General features: G+C 66.8%; 18 protein-coding genes. 11 read left to right on the forward strand and 7 right to left on the reverse strand.

All coding sequences use genetic code 11. From position 1 onward, the window contains the following. Nucleotides 1-200 precede the first annotated feature (200 nt). The gene (locus B4E96_RS12010; RefSeq protein WP_286957752.1) at nt 201-3,140 is read left to right on the forward strand and encodes an alpha/beta hydrolase; all 2,940 of its coding nucleotides are present in this window, start codon (nt 201-203) and stop codon (nt 3,138-3,140) included. Nucleotides 3,141-3,274: 134 nt separating this feature from the next. Here B4E96_RS12010 and B4E96_RS12015 read toward each other — a convergent pair whose 3' ends face one another. Next, nucleotides 3,275-4,288, reverse strand: coding sequence for a C2 family cysteine protease (locus tag B4E96_RS12015; RefSeq protein WP_286957754.1), 1,014 nt, complete (start codon nt 4,286-4,288; stop codon nt 3,275-3,277). A gap of 220 nt (nt 4,289-4,508) precedes the next feature. Here B4E96_RS12015 and infA point away from each other — a divergent pair, with 220 nt between their 5' ends. The 7 genes from infA to B4E96_RS12050 all read left to right on the forward strand — a co-directional run bounded on the left by infA (nt 4,509) and on the right by B4E96_RS12050 (nt 8,069). Continuing rightward, complete coding sequence (gene infA / locus B4E96_RS12020) at nt 4,509-4,730, forward strand: translation initiation factor IF-1 (RefSeq protein ID WP_019159374.1); 222 nt, start codon at nt 4,509-4,511, stop codon at nt 4,728-4,730. Nucleotides 4,731-4,808: 78 nt separating this feature from the next. Beyond that, nucleotides 4,809-4,922 (forward strand): 50S ribosomal protein L36, encoded by a 114-nt coding sequence (gene rpmJ, locus B4E96_RS12025; RefSeq protein ID WP_102161533.1) that lies wholly within the window; start codon nt 4,809-4,811, stop codon nt 4,920-4,922. A 205-nt stretch (nt 4,923-5,127) separates the two neighbouring features. Beyond that, nucleotides 5,128-5,496 (forward strand): 30S ribosomal protein S13, encoded by a 369-nt coding sequence (gene rpsM / locus B4E96_RS12030; RefSeq protein ID WP_102161535.1) that lies wholly within the window; start codon nt 5,128-5,130, stop codon nt 5,494-5,496. 42 nt (nt 5,497-5,538) lie between these two features. After that, nucleotides 5,539-5,943: a 30S ribosomal protein S11 gene (gene rpsK, locus B4E96_RS12035; protein WP_102161537.1), complete on the forward strand. Its 405-nt coding sequence runs from the start codon at nt 5,539-5,541 to the stop codon at nt 5,941-5,943. 171 nt (nt 5,944-6,114) lie between these two features. Continuing rightward, nucleotides 6,115-7,107 (forward strand): DNA-directed RNA polymerase subunit alpha, encoded by a 993-nt coding sequence (locus B4E96_RS12040; RefSeq protein ID WP_102161539.1) that lies wholly within the window; start codon nt 6,115-6,117, stop codon nt 7,105-7,107. Nucleotides 7,108-7,143: 36 nt separating this feature from the next. Next, nucleotides 7,144-7,719, forward strand: a complete 576-nt coding sequence (gene rplQ, locus B4E96_RS12045) for a 50S ribosomal protein L17 (RefSeq protein WP_286957756.1) — start codon at nt 7,144-7,146, stop codon at nt 7,717-7,719. 191 nt (nt 7,720-7,910) lie between these two features. Next, nucleotides 7,911-8,069: a hypothetical protein gene (locus tag B4E96_RS12050; RefSeq protein WP_286957757.1), complete on the forward strand. Its 159-nt coding sequence runs from the start codon at nt 7,911-7,913 to the stop codon at nt 8,067-8,069. A gap of 27 nt (nt 8,070-8,096) precedes the next feature. Here B4E96_RS12050 and B4E96_RS12055 read toward each other — a convergent pair whose 3' ends face one another. From B4E96_RS12055 to purU, 5 genes are all read right to left on the reverse strand, one after another. Continuing rightward, complete coding sequence (locus tag B4E96_RS12055; protein WP_286957758.1) at nt 8,097-9,272, reverse strand: hypothetical protein; 1,176 nt, start codon at nt 9,270-9,272, stop codon at nt 8,097-8,099. After that, nucleotides 9,269-10,495: a hypothetical protein gene (locus tag B4E96_RS12060; protein WP_286957759.1), complete on the reverse strand. Its 1,227-nt coding sequence runs from the start codon at nt 10,493-10,495 to the stop codon at nt 9,269-9,271. Before B4E96_RS12060 ends, B4E96_RS12055 begins: the two co-directional genes overlap by 4 nt. After that, nucleotides 10,495-10,974, reverse strand: a complete 480-nt coding sequence (locus B4E96_RS12065) for a hypothetical protein (protein ID WP_286957760.1) — start codon at nt 10,972-10,974, stop codon at nt 10,495-10,497. The genes B4E96_RS12060 and B4E96_RS12065 overlap by 1 nt, the downstream gene beginning before the upstream one ends. Before the next feature lie 2 nt (nt 10,975-10,976). Then, nucleotides 10,977-12,581, reverse strand: coding sequence for a phenylacetate--CoA ligase family protein (locus tag B4E96_RS12070; protein ID WP_286957761.1), 1,605 nt, complete (start codon nt 12,579-12,581; stop codon nt 10,977-10,979). A gap of 112 nt (nt 12,582-12,693) precedes the next feature. Next, nucleotides 12,694-13,617 (reverse strand): formyltetrahydrofolate deformylase, encoded by a 924-nt coding sequence (gene purU / locus B4E96_RS12075; RefSeq protein ID WP_165884702.1) that lies wholly within the window; start codon nt 13,615-13,617, stop codon nt 12,694-12,696. A gap of 221 nt (nt 13,618-13,838) precedes the next feature. Here purU and glyA point away from each other — a divergent pair, with 221 nt between their 5' ends. Both glyA and B4E96_RS12085 read left to right on the forward strand, forming a co-directional pair. Then, a complete protein-coding gene (gene glyA, locus B4E96_RS12080; protein WP_170273299.1) occupies nt 13,839-15,119 on the forward strand; it encodes a serine hydroxymethyltransferase in 1,281 nt (426 codons plus the stop codon). Further along, nucleotides 15,119-16,009 (forward strand): bifunctional methylenetetrahydrofolate dehydrogenase/methenyltetrahydrofolate cyclohydrolase, encoded by an 891-nt coding sequence (locus B4E96_RS12085; protein ID WP_286957764.1) that lies wholly within the window; start codon nt 15,119-15,121, stop codon nt 16,007-16,009. Before glyA ends, B4E96_RS12085 begins: the two co-directional genes overlap by 1 nt. A gap of 97 nt (nt 16,010-16,106) precedes the next feature. Here B4E96_RS12085 and B4E96_RS12090 read toward each other — a convergent pair whose 3' ends face one another. Further along, a complete protein-coding gene (locus B4E96_RS12090) occupies nt 16,107-16,595 on the reverse strand; it encodes a GNAT family N-acetyltransferase (RefSeq protein WP_102161564.1) in 489 nt (162 codons plus the stop codon). A 291-nt stretch (nt 16,596-16,886) separates the two neighbouring features. Here B4E96_RS12090 and B4E96_RS12095 point away from each other — a divergent pair, with 291 nt between their 5' ends. Continuing rightward, entirely contained in the window at nt 16,887-17,696 is an 810-nt protein-coding gene (locus tag B4E96_RS12095; protein WP_259834553.1) for an exodeoxyribonuclease III, read from the forward strand. Nucleotides 17,697-17,718 lie beyond the last annotated feature (22 nt).

A 17,718-nucleotide genomic window follows, 5' to 3' on the forward strand; every position in this document is an offset into this window, starting at 1 on the left:
CTCCCGAGGAAGTACACCTAGCGCTGACTGCTCACGTGCCGAAAACGCGGACTCCAGCCGCGGAGTCCGTCTCCAGATGCGTGGAAAACACTACTACTTTCGTCATAGGTCAGTGCGCTGACCAGCGGTGTTGCCTGCACCTCCAAAAAGTATGAGAGGAAGGTCACAAATCGCACACTTTTCGCCATAGGCTCTCGGGTATGACTGATTCAAGACAGACACCGCCGGCGCTGCGCAGAATGCGCACCGCCGGCGTCGCTACGACTGTGACTCTGGCGATGACCCTTGGATTCGGCACCTCTGTCCTTGCTGCACCGTCGCAGCCGGCAGAGAGCGCGCCCCAGACGGCCCCCGAATCGATGACGAACCCCACCGACATGGTCGACAAGCTCACCATCGCCTACACCGGCGAGACGTCCATGGCCGAAGCAGAGACCCTCGAGATCCCGGTCGCCGTCAAGGGCGACGCCGGCGATGTCCTCACCCTCAGGCTCAAGCACGCCCAGAACAACGAAATCGTCGAAGGCACCGACACTGACGTCACGATCGGGGAAGACGGGACGGCAGAGGAAACCCTTGAAGTCGAGGACCTCGCGCCGGGCACGTACGCGATCACCGGCGGCGACGAGAACCTCATGAACTCCGACAAGACTTTCACCGTCGAGGAGAAGGAAGGCGCAGAGGCGCCTGAGACCGGTGACAGCCCTGAGGCCAATGACCCGGAGGGCAAGGACCTCACGACGGATCGCGAAGACGGTCTCGACAAGTACTACCCCGAGCTGGCCAAGGAGCTGTTCGACGAAGACGGCGACGGCACCTACGAGATCCCCGAGCCGGCCCCCGGTGGCAAGAGCACCGGAAACGTCCCGAAGGGCCTGGAGAAGCACTACGGCCAGGCGCTCAACCTCTCAGCAGAGAACTGCAAGAAGCTCGGCCAGCCCAACTTCGAAGAGCGGATCGGCCGCGCACCTGAGTGCGGTTACGTCATCATGCCGATCGACGCCGAGGACCCGAGCGCAGGCAACATCGCTGTCTCGGTCATGAAGGTCAAGGCCGGCAAGGTCGAGGACGGCACGTTCGTCGAAAACAAGAATCCGCGCGGCACCGTGCTGTGGAACCCGGGCGGCCCGGGCGGCTCCGGTATGACGCTCTCGGTCGCCGGTGCGCTCTACGAGCCCGACCTGGCAGCCGAATACGACATGCTCGGCTTCGACCCGCGCGGCACCGGCACCTCGATGCCGTTCTCGCAGTGCTCCTCTGACGAGCAGATCGACAAGGACCGCGAGTCCAACCCGCACGGCAAGGAGACCCGCGAGGAAGTCGAAGAAGCACTCAAGGACCAGACCGAGCGGTCTGCCAATGACTGCTTCGAGAACACCGGAAAGGCCTTCGAGCTCGGTGAGGGTGGGCAGAAGAAGCTCATGCAGCACCTGGGCACCTGGGATGCTGTCGGCGACATGGACCTCATGCGCTCGGCATTCGGTGATGAGAAGCTCAACTTCATCGGTTTCTCCTACGGCACCCGCCTCGGATACGTCTACTCGCAGAAGTTCCAGGCCAACGTCGGACGCCTCGTCCTCGACGGTGTCGTCGATCCCGGCAAGGTCGACGAGCTGGCTGCGATGAAGGCGATCAACGCCGCCTCCGACAAGGTCATGCAAAGTGACGACGATCCGGCTGATGACGAAGACAAGACCATCAACCAGGGTGCTGGCTTCCAGAACACCTTCGAACAGTTCGCCAAGGACTGCACCGCCAAGGGCGCGCAGAACAAGACCTGGGGCGAGCTGTGGCCTGAGGTCTTCGGCGACAGCCCGATGGCGGACGAGACCTTCAGCTGCGCACTCGGCGACGGCGTCGACGACGTCGATCAGCTCACCGATGCGAACGCCAAGCTGCTGCAGACGCTTGAGTCCAAGCCGCTGCCGACCGGACAGCCGAACGACGAGCGGATGGTCTCTTTCGCTGACGGCCGCACCGGTGTCTTCCAGGCACTGTACTCCGAGACACTGTGGCCGCAGCTGGCCTACGGCCTCGCCGAGCTCAAGCAGGGTGAGACCGCCGGCATGCTCATGCAGCTGGCCGACAGCTACAACGACCGCGACGAGAACGGCCACTACGCGCCGATGCTCCAGGCGTTCACCAACATCCGCTGCACCGATGCCAACAGCTACGGTGACATGCCTGACATCGAGAAGGCACGTGACTTCGCTGAGCGCTACGACAAGGCTGCTCCGTTCCAGCGTTCGTCGAAGACTCCGGGTGAGTACGACTACTGCGACTTCTGGCAGTTCAAGGGCACCCTGCCCGCTCCGGAGAAGCTGACGAAGGTGCCGAACATCCTCGTCGTCTCGACGACGCATGACTCGGCCACCCCGTACCCGGCTGGCGTCAAGCTCGCCCGCGTCATCGACGGCACCCTGCTGTCGGCCTCGGGTGCTTCGCACACCTCGTACATGAAGCGCGACCCGAACATGACCTGCGTCGACGACACCGTCAATGACTTCCTCATCAACGGTGACGTACCTGAGGACGGCGACTACGGCAAGAAGCTCGACAAGCCCGACACCGTCAAGGATGATCGCGGCAACGACGTGACGCTCACGACCCAGTGCAAGGTCGAGACGTTCCGCTCGTCTGGCTTCTCGATCTCGACTGACAAGGCACACGCTGGTGAGAAGCTGCTCTACACCGCTGAGCACCAGGACGATGTCGACGACTACACCGTCGCCTTCGACGGCAAGAAGGTCGCTGAGGGCACGATGGACAACGGCGGCAACGCCGCCGGTCAGTTCACCGTCCCGGAGGACGCCAAGCCCGGCAAGTACGAGGTCACCCTCGTCAACGCCGCCGGCGATGTCGTCGCCACTGACTTCCTTGAGGTCATGAGCGATGACAAGCCCAAGGGCGATGACGACGATGACTCCAACGGCGGTGGCGACACCGACAAGGACGACAAGGGATCGGACGACGACGGCAAGGGCAAGAAGGACGACGGTCGCGACAAGAATGCCGACAAGGACGGCAAGCTTCCGCGCACCGGTGCTGAGATCATGCCGTACCTGCTGCTCATCCTCGCCCTCATCGGCGGCGGTTCCGCAGCACTGTACAAGTCGCGCCGAGTCTCCTCGGACAGCTGAGTGACCAGCTGACACCTGAACCGCACAGTTCACGGTGAGCGATCCACAGGGGCGGCCTCTTCGGAGGCCGCCCCTGTGGCGTGTCTGGAATCGGTCGGGCGCGTGAGCCCCGCAGCAGGGGAACAGCGCCGTTGTCAGGCGTCGGTGAGTATCGGCCCGACGTTGACTGACAGGAAGATCCGCCGGAACTGCGCCTCCGACAGGTACAGGTCGGTGCGTCGCGGATGGCGGGAGCCCGGTCGCGGGTCAGCGCCGCCGAGCGGATTGCGCAGATGGATGCGCAGCGGGCCTGCACCGTCCGGGAGCGGCCGGCCGTCCTCATCGACCCGAGCGATGCCGCAGACGACGTAGACGTGCCCGTTCATGACAGCGATCTGCCGGCCGGGATCATCCTCACGTGGAATGAGCCGGGCCGGCTTCCAGCGCAGCAGCGTGGAGGCGACCACCGGCCGGCCGGCCTCCAGCCAGGTCTGCACAGTTGCCAGCCGGGGAACCGGGCGGGCAGGAGTGACCTGACCGGTGAGCAGATAGAAGGCGTTGCCGGAGAAGCCGTGCTCGATCCCGGTGTAGGTGCCGCGCCCGAAGGTGACCGCGGCGGCCTTCTCGACAAGGCTGGCGAGATTCGCCCGGCCCCGGGAGTCCCCGGCGCGGTGGCGGGCGGGCACGAACGGGGAGATCGTCACTGCCCGGGCCCGCAGCCCGGTGCGCAGTCGCACCTGGATGAGCCCATTGGGAAGCGACTCGATGAGCGAGGCGGTGAAACCGGGCCGGGTGTGCTCGCAGGCGGCGAGGGCCGCGGCGAACCAGCAGTCGCCCAGCCTGCCCTGCTGCACTTCAACAGACGTCTCGATCACCCGGCCGGTCTCATCGGTGGGCACGTCGACACGGACGTCGAGACGCTGCGTGCCGCGAGCCCGGGGCTCCAAGGCGGACAGCGCTGCCAGGGCGGCTGCCGCCTCGGGTGCGGATGCGGGAATGAGCGCCTCCACAGCGCGGGTGGCGCGGTGGTGATAGAAGCCGGCCCGCCGCAGCAGGCGGGGGAGAAGCTTGAAGCGGGAATCCGGCTCGCCTGACAGCCCGGCATTGAGCGCGGCGGCATCGGCGGGCGTGAGGAAGGGCGCAGTCGCAGGCGCAGAAATGAGTGGCACGAACACACGGTTTCGTGTAGAGTAGTGGATTGGTCTGTGACCTCTGGACATGCCAGTTCCGTCTTTCTCCGGGTAGCTTAGCCCATCCGGTGAACTGTGCGGAACCGGACACTCCGGGTCAGGACTGCCGGTCGAATCAGGCCCCACCCGGGCAGCCGAAGCGGGCCTGAGACACGAACGAACGCAGCATGTCTGCGGGAAAATGGGGTTGACGAACGATATGGCCAAAAAAGAAGGGGTCATTGAGATCGAAGGAACCGTTGTCGAAGCACTCCCGAACGCCTCGTTCCGGGTGGAGCTGACCAACGGCCACAAGGTTCTGGCGCACATCTCCGGAAAGATGCGCCAGCACTACATCCGCATTCTCCCCGAGGATCGCGTCGTGGTGGAGCTCTCTCCCTACGATCTGTCCCGCGGTCGCATCGTCTACCGGTACAAGTAACAGATCTTTTCGACCGCTACTCTGCGTCGCCCCCAGGAAGCCTCCTGGGGTTTTCGCAGTCAGCAAGAAGGACTCACGATGAAGGTTCACCCCAGCGTCAAGAAGGTCTGCGAGAAGTGCAAGGTGATTCGGCGTCACAGCCGTGTCATGGTGATCTGCGACAACCCGCGCCACAAGCAGCGCCAGGGCTGATCGCTCACTTTACGCAGACTCCCGTTCGCTCCTGCTAGATGCAGCCGCGAGCACCACACCCAAGCAGACCTCGCCCCCTGCGGCAGGCCAGGCCCAGCCTGACAGGCAGCAGGACGATACCCCCGGTTCGGAGGCCGGGGACCCGGGACACCTCGGGACAGGTCTGAGCAAGCACCTTCGAAACGAAAATACGGAGTAAGAACTTATGGCACGTCTTGCCGGAGTCGACCTCCCGCGTGAGAAGCGCGTGGAAGTCGCCCTGACATACATCTATGGTGTGGGCCGCACTCGTGCGAGCCAGACCCTGACCGAGACCGGGATCAACCCGCACACCCGCGTCAAGGACCTCAGCGATGATGAGCTCGTGCAGCTGCGCGACTACATCGAGGGAACGTTCAAGGTGGAAGGCGATCTGCGCCGCGAAGTGGCCGCAGACATCCGCCGCAAGGTTGAGATCGGCTGCTATGAAGGCCTGCGCCACCGCCGCGGCCTGCCGGTGCGCGGTCAGCGCACCAAGACCAACGCTCGCACTCGCAAGGGCCCGAAGCGCACGGTCGCCGGTAAGAAGAAGTAATCCCGCTTTCACCGAACACCCTCGATCAGGAGTTTGAGATCTATGCCTCCCAAGTCACGCGCAGGAGCAGTGCGCAAGCCGCGTCGTCGCGATAAGAAGAACATCGTCAACGGCCAGGCCCACATCAAGTCCACGTTCAACAACACGATCGTCTCGATCACCGACCCCACAGGAGCTGTGATCTCCTGGGCTTCCGCCGGTGAGGTCGGATTCAAGGGATCGCGCAAGTCGACCCCGTACGCCGCGCAGATGGCCGCTGAGTCCGCTGCCCGCCGCGCCATGGAGATGGGCCTGAAGAAGGTCGACGTCTTCGTCAAGGGCCCGGGCTCGGGACGCGAGACCGCGATCCGCTCGCTCCAGGCCGCCGGCCTCGAGCTGGGCACCATCCAGGACGTCACCCCGACGCCGCACAACGGCTGCCGCCCGCCGAAGCGCCGCCGCGGCTGAGTCTCTCCGGTTCCCCGCTCCCGAGGCGGGCCGCCTGCTGGCAGGTGAGCCCCGCCTCGGGCACGGGGGACCGGAAGCACTGTCCACCACCCGCAAGCGTTACGAGTACTGACTTACTCAACTAGTGCATGCGAGCGTCATATAGCGGATGCTCGCTGAAAGGAAGCCCACGTGCTCATTGCACAGCGCCCCACGCTCACGGAAGAGGCTGTATCAGCCAATCGATCGCGCTTCGTCATCGAGCCGCTCGAGCCCGGATTCGGATACACCCTCGGCAACTCGCTGCGTCGGACCCTGCTCTCGTCCATCCCCGGTGCCTCGGTTACGAGCATCCGCGTCGATGGCGTGCTGCACGAGTTCACCACGGTGCCCGGAGTGAAGGAGGATGTCACCGAATTCATCCTCAACCTCAAGTCCCTCGTCGTGTCCTCGGAGTTCGACGAGCCGGTCGTGGCCTACCTGCGCAAGCAGGGCCCGGGCACGGTCACCGCTGAGGACATCTCGGCCCCGGCCGGTGTGGAGATCCACAACCCCGAGCTCTACATCGCCACGCTCAACGAAGACGGCCGCCTCGACATGGAGCTCACCATCGAGCGCGGTCGCGGCTACGTCTCCGCTGCGCAGAACAAGAACGCCGACGCCGAGATCGGCCGGATCCCGGTCGACTCGATCTACTCGCCGGTGCTCAAGGTCACCTACAAGGTCGAAGCCACCCGTGTCGAACAGCGCACCGACTTCGACCGTCTCATCGTCGATGTCGAGACGAAGCCGTCGATCGCCCCGCGCGACGCGGTCGCCTCGGCCGGCAAGACCCTCGTCGAGCTCTTCGGCCTGGCCCGCGAGCTCAACGTCGAAGCCGAAGGCATCGACATCGGCCCCTCGCCGGTGGACGCTGCCCTGGCCGCCGATCTCGCTCTGGCGATCGAGGACCTCGACCTCACGGTCCGGTCCTACAACTGCCTCAAGCGCGAAGGCATCCACACCGTCGGAGAACTGGTCGCCCGCAGCGAAGCAGACCTCATGGACATCCGCAACTTCGGTTCGAAGTCCATCGACGAAGTCAAGGCCAAGCTCAACGAGCTCGGACTCAGCCTCAAGGACAGCCCGGCGGGCTACGGCGAGGCTGACGAACAGATGAGCTACGTCGACGACGAGCAGTACTGAGCGGCTGACCGAACAGAGATTTCAAGGAGATAAACAATGCCTACGCCTACCAAGGGCAACCGCCTCGGCGGCTCCCCGGCGCACGAGCGGGCGATGCTGAACAACATGGCGTCCCAGCTCTTCGAGAACAAGTCCATCACCACGACGGTGACGAAGGCCAAGCGCCTGCGTCCGGTCGCCGAGCGCCTCATCACCTTCGCCAAGCGTGGTGACCTGGCTGCTCGCCGCCGCGTCATGCAGCAGATCGGCGACAAGTCCGTCGTCCACGAGCTGTTCACCTCGATCGCTCCGGCTGTCGCCGAGCGTCCGGGCGGCTACACCCGCATCACCAAGATCGGTCCGCGCAAGGGCGACAACGCCCCGATGGCCGTCATCGAGCTCGTGCTCGAGGCCTACTCGCCGAAGCAGGCCACGGTGAAGGAGGCCGAGGAGACCACCAAGGCTGCCGCTGCCGATGAGCCCAAGGCCGAGGACACCAAGGCCGAGGACACCGCCGGTGACGACGAGACCCCCGAGGTCGAAGAGGACGTCACCTCCGGTGCGCAGAACGACGAGGCACAGGAAGCCGCTGAGCAGGCTGACGACGCCGAGAAGGCCGACGACGACAAGTGAGTCGCTGACCCTCCTGCAGCGTCATGCTGAGCATCGCAGGCCCGGAACCGCTGAGGTTCCGGGCCTGCAGTGCATTCGGGCCGCAGGTGCGGTCAGCTGGACGGATCGTCAGGGCCAGGCGCTACCATCAAGGGACATTGACGCATGCCGGCCTGCCATCGCGAGCAGGCCGCATCCGGAAAGGAGCGCACATGTCACCGAGGAACAAGAAGAAGCGCAAGCAGCAGGGCCGTTCGCCGCAGGAGGGCCGGGCACTGCTCGTCGGCCTGGCCAGCACCCTGCTCGGTGCAGCCGTCACCGCGGTGACGCGCAAGATCGCAGGCAGCCGCCGGCGCAGGAAGAAGAAGTGACAGACTCAGCGCTCGGCGCTTTGCAGCTCAGCGCAGCCGCGGTGAGCGGGGCACGGGGCCGGTCGACCGTCCCACCGTGAAAGCGGTGAAGGGCTGGTAGACCGGCTTGCCACCATCGCGGGCCGGGGCGGTGCGGCGCAGCACTTCGGCGAGCATCGCCGCCGGCAGCTGCACATCCTTGAGCTGCGACTCGACCGAGACCCGCAGCCCATGGCGGGCGAAGATGAGCCACAGCCGCATGAGCTCGCGGCCCAGCAGCACCCAGCGTTCGGCGCTGACCTCACTGGGATGCCGGGCCTCGATCGCCAGCGCCAGCCGGTCCGGGGCGCGGCGGGCGATGAACGTCGGCAGCATCGTCGACCAGGCACCAGCAGTCACGAGCATGTCGCGCAGCCGGTCGCGCGCCTCATCCGGGGCCTCATCGCCGCCGAGCAGGCGGGCTGCCAGCCGGGCAGTCCGGCGCGGCAGCCGCAGCGTCTCAGCCGTCAGACCGTCCTCCTGATAGCGGGGATCGCGGTCATCGAGCCGCAGCCAGCGCAGCGTCTCATCGAAGGCCTCCCGCGGCTCGAACGGCGCCGACTGCGCATAGCGGGCGGCCTTGACCCAGATCGCCTCTGGCACCTGCGCGATGACGATGCCCGAGATCCGGTCATCGACCTCCTGCCGGTGCACCTCACCGTGGGCGGTGCGATCGAGGATCGCCTGCGGGCGCAGCGCGGCATACTCGGCCACCGCTGCCTCGACTGCGGCGGTGTCGCGGCGCAGCCGGCCGCGATCAACCTGCCGGGTCAGCACCTCAGCAACCGAGAACCCCGCCGAGACCTCCGCATCGGGAGGTTCCGCCGCATCGGCCACGGGCGCCGCACCGCCCGCCGGCTCGGCTCCAGCGGGCGTCAGCAGGAACGTGATCGTCACGTCATGCCGCGCACCGGTGACCGTGAGCTCACGCAGCCGCAGGTCCTCCTCTGCTGCGGCGATCGCACAGGCCTCAACCCAGCAGCCCAGTGACATGCCGAGGTCCGCGCCGTGTTCGTCGCCGACCGGCAGTGTGCGCTCGGGGTCGGTGCGCACCCGGATTCTGGCCCCGGCCCCGGTGATCTCGAGCAGTCGCGGCAGCCACGGCTGCGTGTTGTGGGCGCTCGGCGCGCGGGAGGCGATGTCGAAGAGACCCTCGATCGTCTTGGTGGTCAGCGGTCGGGTCATGCCTGCACCTCGCGGAAGAAGAAGCGGAGTTCGTGAAGCCAGTGGCCGCCGGCCTTGCCGGGCACGGCCGAGGAACCGAGATTGTCATCACCGACGTACGTCACGCGCAGCCGCCGGTAGCCTTTGCGCACGAGTTCAGAGTACATCTTCCGCGCCAGCAGGGAGACGAGCCCGCGGCCCTGCGCGTCCGGGTGGGCGGCCTGGATGATGAGCACCGCGTCGCGCCCCGTGTCCGAGGCGGTGCGCCCGGTGAGCTGTTCGCGCGCCAGCAACCCGGCAGCCCTGGCATTGAGCCGTCCGCCGGTGGCCCGCAGCACGTTGACCGGGTCGGGGACGGTGAGGATGAACGCCGCCGCCGGGTCGCCTGGCCCGGCATCAACGTCTTCGGCGGTGACGATGAGGCCGGGGTCCATGAGCATGGCCAGCCCCTGGGTCTGGGAGGCGAACTGGGTGTTCGAGATCTGCGTGTAGTAGGCCAGCCCGTCGAAGGCGGCGTTCATCGTCGGCTGGATGCGGTTCAAGGCGCGGGACAGCCCGAGCCGGGAGGGCGCGGAGATGCGCACGCCGGCGGCAGCACACTCCTTCTCAGTCGGTGCCGTGGCCCGGGCGGCAGGGACATCGGCGAGCTCGACCTCCCATGTGTGTCCGCCGCCCCAACGGTGGAACCCGGCCGCCTCATAGATGTGAGCAGTGGCCGCAGTGTTCCAGGCGGTGTCGAAGAAGCCGGGGTGTTCGTGTCCGGAGACCACGACGCCGCCGGTCTCGTTCGGCAGCAGGGACACCGGGCCGAACAGGTGGGTGCAGCCGGCCGCCTGCGCGCGGGCCTCCAGCTCGGCGAAGAGCGCCTCAGCAGCCTCCGGGGTCTCGAACTCGGTGGCGCCGAACAGCTGGGCGCGCACCTGCCGGTGCTGCCAGTCGTCGACGACGTCTGCCTGTACCTCTGGTGGGGTGAGCCTGCGGCGCAGTCGGCCTGAGAGCCGCTCATCGAGCGCCGGATACCGGTGGGCGGTGGTGCGTCCGACGACTCGGCCGCCGGGATCCTTGGCGATGAGCAGGGTGACATCGGGAAACCAGGAGCGGCCGGTCCACCAGGCGGTGATATCAGAGCGCAGCAGCGGCACCCAGTGATCGGCCCCACCCTGGCTGGCTGCCAGCGTGGCGGACAAGTCGAGGAATTCGCGCAGCTCAGCCCGGGTGGAGACTTCGGAGACGGTGATGAGCATCAGCGACCGGCACCCAGCTGAGAGCCTGCACCCACGGTCGCCGGCGCCTCGGCGGCGGTCTCACCGGCCACAGGGGAGAACCGGTCGATCATCCCGGTGGAAGCGTCCTCGGCGCGGAAGATCCCGTTCGTGTATCCCCAGTCCTCGGCGGTGAGGATGCGGATGAACCCGCCGCGGGCCGGGGACTCATCGCCGCGGCCCACCAGCCAGCGCATGATCTCGTGGTGCTCGTGCGTGCGGGCGAAGCGCATGAGGTCGTCCTGGGTTTCGAAGGCGACGATGAGCCCGATGCGTTTGGGGAACTCGTAGTAGCTGCGATGCCACAGGTAGCCCGGCGCGCGCTTGAGCGCCCGGGCGAGCTTGGGCCAGCGGCGCAGCTGGCCGGCGATCGCCGTCAGGGAGCGGTATTCGTTGCAGCCGAGGAACACCGAACCAGCCCGGCCCTGCGGCGGCGTGCAGGAGAAGTCGGTTGTGCGCATGGTCAGTCCTCCGTCATGAGGTAGACGTTCTTGATCTTCGTCTGCCCGCCGGTGAACGGGCCGGTGCCGTGGTCGTGGAGCTCGAGGTGGATTTCCGCGGCCGAGGGGTCCTCTTCCAGGGACTGCTTGAAGTCCCGGGACACCTCGGTCAGGTGGTCGAGCACCCCGGACGTGAGGGCCGCGGTCATCGCGGTGCGCTCGCCGTCGGTGAGCGCGCGGGCCTTTGCGCTGTCGCGCAGCTGGACATGCAGGGCCGGGCGGACCTCCAGCTCGCCGTGGTCGCGCAGCTCGATGCGGAAGGACTCGATGAGCCCGGCGAAGCGCTCATCGCGGTACAGGCCGTTCTCGACATCGAGCGGGTAAATGTTGGCGCCCATGTACGAGATCGTCGAATCTGCTCGGCCGTAGAGCAGCACGAACGGCAGCCGCATCCCCTGCCGGCGGAACGCCGACGACAGCCGGGAGGCTAGCTCTGGGAACTGGCGGGTGATGGCGACCATGTCGGGGAAGTCGATGAGGGTTGCTTCATCGCCGATGTTGTAGCGCAGCCTGGGGCTCATGACCGAGGCGGAGTTGATCGTGACGACGAGCTCCCCGTCGTCGGTGGTCTCCAGGAAGGTCTCCAGCGGGTTGTACTGGAAGATCATCGGCGTGCGGTCCTCACCCTCGCCGAGCAGTGCCGCACGGAAGGCGTCGTTGCGGGTGAGTTCGCGACGGATCTCAACGGCGACATCGGTCTCACCGGCCATCCCGATCGTCAGATCCGAGGCGCCGTATCCGGAGTAGACGCGCTCGAAGCGCTTCTGCACATAGTCGCGCAGCCCTTCGGTCATCGCCTCCCCGCCGACGAACCCGTTGAGTGTGAACTGATCCCAGTATTCGGGGTCCTCGGCGTCCATCCGGTCGACGAGGTGTTTGAGGAACGGGGGGTAGGCGCTGATGAGATACGTGTGCTGGGGGCCGAAATGGCGCAGCGTGTCGAGGATCTTCTCCAGGTCCGGGCCGGTGTTCTTCACCATCGCGACCTTCGCCATCGCCAGGCCGGTGTTCGTGCCGGTCGCCCAGGCGCCCATCGAGAAGGCGTTGATGCAGAAGAGGTCCTTCGAGCCGAACAGGAAGGTGACGTAGCCGGCGACGTTCTTGTGCACGGTCGCCAGCTCCTTCTTCGAGCGCATCCAGTTGTACGGGGTGCCCGAGGAGCCGGAGGATTCGTCGACGACGGTGCCGACCATGTCGATGCGGCCGTTCCAGCACCGGTCCTCCTCGGAATATGCGCTGACATACCCGGACTTCGAGGTCTGCGGGTAGCTGTCGAGGTCCCACCACCGGAACGCGTAGTTGTTGGCGACCAGATGATCCTGATAGGCCGGCACATCGAGGCTGGCCTGCTGGCAGATCATCCACGCGTTGAGATTGGCGAAGCGCTCCAGGCCCGGCCGGTAGTTCCGGGCGGTCAGCCGCCACAGCGCGGGATGCGCCCGGTAGGCGGTGTAAGCGGTTGTCAGCCCGAGGTTCGTCAGCCGCAGCAGTGCCTGCCGGGCGAGGTTGACCGGCCCGCGCTTGATCACCGGCTGGCGGAGGGCGTCGTCGCTGTTGAGGTTGCTCATAGGGCCAATCTATGGCTCCACACGCACCAGCGGCAGGGTCTGCGTGTGATCGTTCGGCAACATCCCAGCACCGTGCCGGTGGCCGGGCCCGCTGCCGAGGCGGTGGCCGGGTTCAGTCGAAGACGACGGTGCGGTGCCCGTCGAGCAGCACCCGGCCCTCGGCATGCCAGCCGACAGCGCGCGAGAGCACAGCTGCCTCGACGTCCTGGCCGAAGCGGATGAACTGGGCCGGGGTGTGCCGGTGCTCGACGCGCACGACGTCCTGTTCGATGATCGGGCCCTCATCGAGGTCATCGGTGACGTAGTGGGCGGTCGCGCCGATGATCTTGACCCCGCGGTCGTGGGCCTGATGGTAGGGGCGGGCGCCCTTGAAGCTCGGCAGGAACGAATGGTGGATGTTGATGATCCGCCCGGCCATCCGCTCGCACAGGGCAGGGGAGAGGATCTGCATATAGCGGGCGAGCACGACGAGTTCGATGTCGAGCTCATCGACCAGCCGCAGCAGCTCCGCCTCAGCGTCGGCCTTCGTTTCGGCGGTGACGGGGATGTGGTGGAAGGGCACCCCGGCGTGCTCGGCCATCGGGGCGAGCACCTCGTGGTTGCCGGCCACTGCCGCGATGTCGATTGGCAGCGCCCCGGAACCGGTGTGGAACAGCAGACTGTTGAGGCAGTGCCCGGCCTTCGACACCATGACAAGCGTGCGCAGCCTCCGATCGGCCCGGTGCAGCTCAGCGGACATGTTCAGCCGCTCAGCGACCGGGGCCAGTGCCGCCCGGATCTCGTCCTCACCGGTGTGGGTGCGGAACTGCATCCGCAGGAAGAACTGGTGGGTGTCCGGGGAGCCGAACTGCTGGGATTCGGTGATCGTCGCCTCGATGCCGACCAGCATCCCGGACACGGCGTGGACGATGCCGCCCTGGTCGGGGCAGGCGATCGAGAGCACCCATTCGGGTGCCGTGTCCGCTCCCGAGGCAGGGGCTGGGCTGGCGGCCGGAACGGCGGTGGCGGGTGTGCTGGGCGAGGCGGGGGTCTGCATAGCTCATAAGTGTAGGCATGCGCGTGCGCGCGCCGGCCCCCGACCCCGGTCTCGGGCGCTGGGCGCGTGCGCTGATACGGCGGTGGACGTGTGGATGAGACGCCCGCCGGGCGGCGGTTTTCGGCTGTTAGAGTGGTCTCTGGCGAGCACCATGCCGGCGGTGGAGCCGGGCCGCCCGCTATCGAATCCCATATATTCCCGTCTTGCAAGGAGCCGCCGGAATGAACGATGCGTCGACCATGAACGCCTCGATCGATCAGATCGACCCGGAGATCGCCTCCGTCCTCGACCAGGAGCTCGACCGCCAGCGCGGCACGCTCGAGATGATCGCCTCGGAGAACTTCGTCCCCACTGCAGTGCTGCAGGCGCAGGGGTCGGTGCTGACGAACAAGTACGCCGAGGGCTACCCGGGTCGCCGCTATTACGGCGGCTGCGAAGCCGTCGATATCGCCGAGAACCTCGCCATCGACCGGGCCAAGAGCCTCTTCGGCGCCGAGTACGCCAACGTCCAGCCGCACTCGGGTGCTTCGGCCAATGCCGCTGTCATGCACGCCTTCGCCCGCGCCGGCGACGGTCTGCTCGGCCTCAGCCTCGCCCACGGCGGCCACCTGACCCACGGCATGAAGATCAACTTCTCCGGCCGCCTCTACGAGGTCTCGGCCTACGAAGTCGATCCTGAGACCTACCGGGTGGACATGGACAAGGTCCGCGAGCAGGCGCTCGCCAGCCGCCCGAAGGTCATCGTCGCCGGCTGGTCGGCCTACCCCCGCCAGCTCGACTTCGCCGCCTTCCGCGAGATCGCCGATGAGGTCGGTGCTGCCCTGTGGGTCGACATGGCCCACTTCGCCGGCCTCGTCGCCGCCGGCCTGCACCCCAACCCGGTCCCGCACGCCGATGTCGTGTCCTCAACGGTGCACAAGACGATCGGCGGCCCGCGCTCGGGCTTCATCCTCTCCCGCGACCCCGAGCACGCCAAGAAGCTCAACTCGGCGGTCTTCCCCGGCCAGCAGGGCGGACCGCTCATGCACGTCGTCGCCGCCAAGGCCGTGGCGTTCAAACTCGCCGGCACCGAGGAGTTCAAGGAGCGTCAGGAACGCACCGTCGAAGGTGCGAAGATCCTCGCTGAGCGCCTCCTCGAATCCGATGTCGCCGCCGCTGGCGTCTCCGTCCTCACCGGCGGCACCGACGTCCACCTTGCACTCGTCGACCTGCGCAACTCCGCCCTCGACGGACAGCAGGCCGAGGACCTCCTCCACGAGGTCGGCATCACCGTCAACCGCAACGCGGTGCCCTTCGACCCGCGCCCGCCGATGGTCACCTCCGGTCTGCGCATCGGCACCCCGGCCCTGGCGACGCGCGGCTTCGGCGCGAACGAGTTCACCGAGGTCGCTGACATCATCGCCGAGTCGCTCAAGCCCAGCCCGGACGTGGCCGCCCTCAAGGCCCGGGTGGCGAAGCTGACCGCGGACTTCCCCCTCTACGAAGGACTGAACCAGTACTGATGACAGCGCAGAGACTCGACGGCAAGGCAACAGCCAAGGACATCAAGGATGAACTCGCCTCACGGGTGCGCACCCTGGCCGAGTCCGGGCACACGCCCGGGCTCGGCACAGTGCTCGTCGGTGAGGACCCCGGCTCCCAGTCGTACGTGGCAGGCAAGCACCGCGACTGCGAGCAGGTCGGCATCCGCTCGATCCGCCGCGACCTGCCCGAGGACATCAGCCAGGCAGACCTCGAAGCGGTCATCGACGAGCTCAACGCCGACGACGAGTGCACCGCCTACATCGTCCAGCTGCCGCTGCCCGATCACATCGACACCGATGCGATCTTAGAGCGCATCGACCCGGACAAGGACGCCGACGGCCTGCACCCGATGAACCTCGGCCGGCTCATGCTCAACGTCAACCGGCCGATCGACTCGCCGCTGCCGTGCACCCCGCGCGGCGTCATCGAGCTCATCGACCGGGCTGGCATCGATCTGGCCGGCCAGCACGTCGTCGTCATCGGCCGCGGGGTCACCGTCGGCCGGTCGATCGGCTCGCTGCTCACCCGCCGCGACCACAACGCGACGGTCACCCTGACCCACACCGGCACCCGGAACCTCGATGAGCTGCTGCAGCAGGCCGACGTCATCGTCGCCGCTGCCGGCTCGGCCCACCTGGTCAAGCCCGAGGCGGTCAAGCCCGGTGCCGTCGTCCTCGACGTCGGGGTCTCCCGCGTCGTCGACGAGGAGACCGGCAAAGGCAGGATCACCGGTGACGTCGACCCAGCCGTGGCCGAGGTTGCCGGCTGGCTGTCGCCGAACCCCGGCGGAGTTGGGCCGATGACGCGTGCGCTGCTGCTGCGCAACGTCGTCGAGATCGCCGAACGCCAGGCCGGCCAGCAGGACTGATCCGCACACCGGCAGAACACAGTGAGGGCCTCACCCGCATCGGGTGAGGCCCTCACTGTGTCAAGGAGCCGTGCGGCTCAGCGCTGTGCCGCCTTCGTCAGTACGAGGTCAGCGGCATGCGGAAGAACACACGGGCGACACCGGGACCGCCGTAGTCCTCCATGAGCTCGCTCTCGAAGCCCATCGAGGAGTGGAACGAAATCGCACCGGAGTTGTCCGGCATCGTCGTCGCCTGCACTTCCTGCACGCCCTTGCTGCGGGCGAGATCGATGAACGCACGGTAGAGATGGCGCCCGATTCCCTGATGGCGGAAGTCCGAGCGTGCAGCGACCAGGTGGATGTAGGCAGGGCCGTCGATCGGGATCGCGCCGAGCAGATAACCGACGATCTCGGTCTTGTGCTTGGCGACGAGTCCGGACGAGGCGAACTGCCGGAACCAGTAGGGATCGTGGTGGTCTTTGAGCTCCAGGTCTCCCCAGAACTGCTCCTGCGCATTCATGAGGAACTCGCGCAGGTCGAGGGCGTCGACTTCGTCAAAGGGGCTGATGCTCAGGGCATCCGGATCGATGGGGGGCGTATCAGCCATGGCTCCTCCTTCGGCGGGTTATCTCCTCCCACTCTACGCCCTGGTCAGCTGCAGGGGGTAACCGGGCGAACCCTTTGAGCAAGGTCACAGGCGCATGAAGCGCCTGCCATCCTGCCGCACCCACCCCGTCGGTGACCAGGACTGACGCCGATTGCCGGGAGGTGAGTCCCGCCTCGGGCACGGTGCAGTCCCACCTCGGGCACGAGGCAGCGCATGCGGTCCGTTCCTGCTGTGCGAGACGGCGGTCTTGAGCGCCGGAGTCGGAGCTGGACACGTGGCACAATGGTGGCCATGCTCCGAATCGCCACAGTGAATGTCAACGGTGTCCGCGCCGCCTTTCGCAAGGGAATGTCCGACTGGCTGGCCGGCTCCGGCGCCGACATCGTCACTCTGCAGGAAGTCCGCGCCCAGAACGACATCGCCTTAGGCGTCCTCGAGCCCACCGGCTTCCACTCCTACTCCGCCGACGCCGAGGCGAAGGGCCGGGCAGGCGTGGCCGTCATGAGCCGCGCGCCTGCGAAGGAGCTGCGGGTCGGCAACGGGGATGACTACTTCGACCGCTCCGGCCGCTGGCTGGAGGCCGACTACGAACTCGCCGACGGCTCTCTGCTGACCGTCGCGTCCGTCTACGTCCACTCCGGTGAGGCCGGCACCCCGAAGCAGGATGACAAGTACCGGTTCTTCGACCAGATGGTGCGCCGGCTGCCCGAACTTCAGCAGCACGCCGATCACGCGCTCATCACCGGCGACCTCAACGTCGGCCACACGGAGCTCGACATCAAGAACTGGAAGGCCAACCAGAAGAAGGCCGGCTTCCTGCCTGAGGAGCGAGCGTACTTCGACCGGTTCTTCGGTGAGCTCGGCTGGGTCGATGTGCACCGCAAGCTCTCCGGTGAGGTGCCCGGCCCCTACACCTGGTGGTCGATGCGCGGGAAGGCCTTCGACAACGACGCCGGCTGGCGCATTGACTACCACGCCGCGACCCCGGGCTTGGCGGAGCTTGCCCGTGCGGCTCGCGTCGATCGGGCGGCCAGCTGGGGTGAGCGGTGGAGCGATCACGCCCCGCTCGTCATCGATTACGACCTGCCGGATCTCGCCTAGGTGTAGTTCCCCGTGAGGTTGT

The sequence above is a fragment of the Brevibacterium sp. UBA7493 genome, assembly GCF_002479565.1.
Taxonomy (GTDB): domain Bacteria; phylum Actinomycetota; class Actinomycetes; order Actinomycetales; family Brevibacteriaceae; genus Brevibacterium; species Brevibacterium luteolum.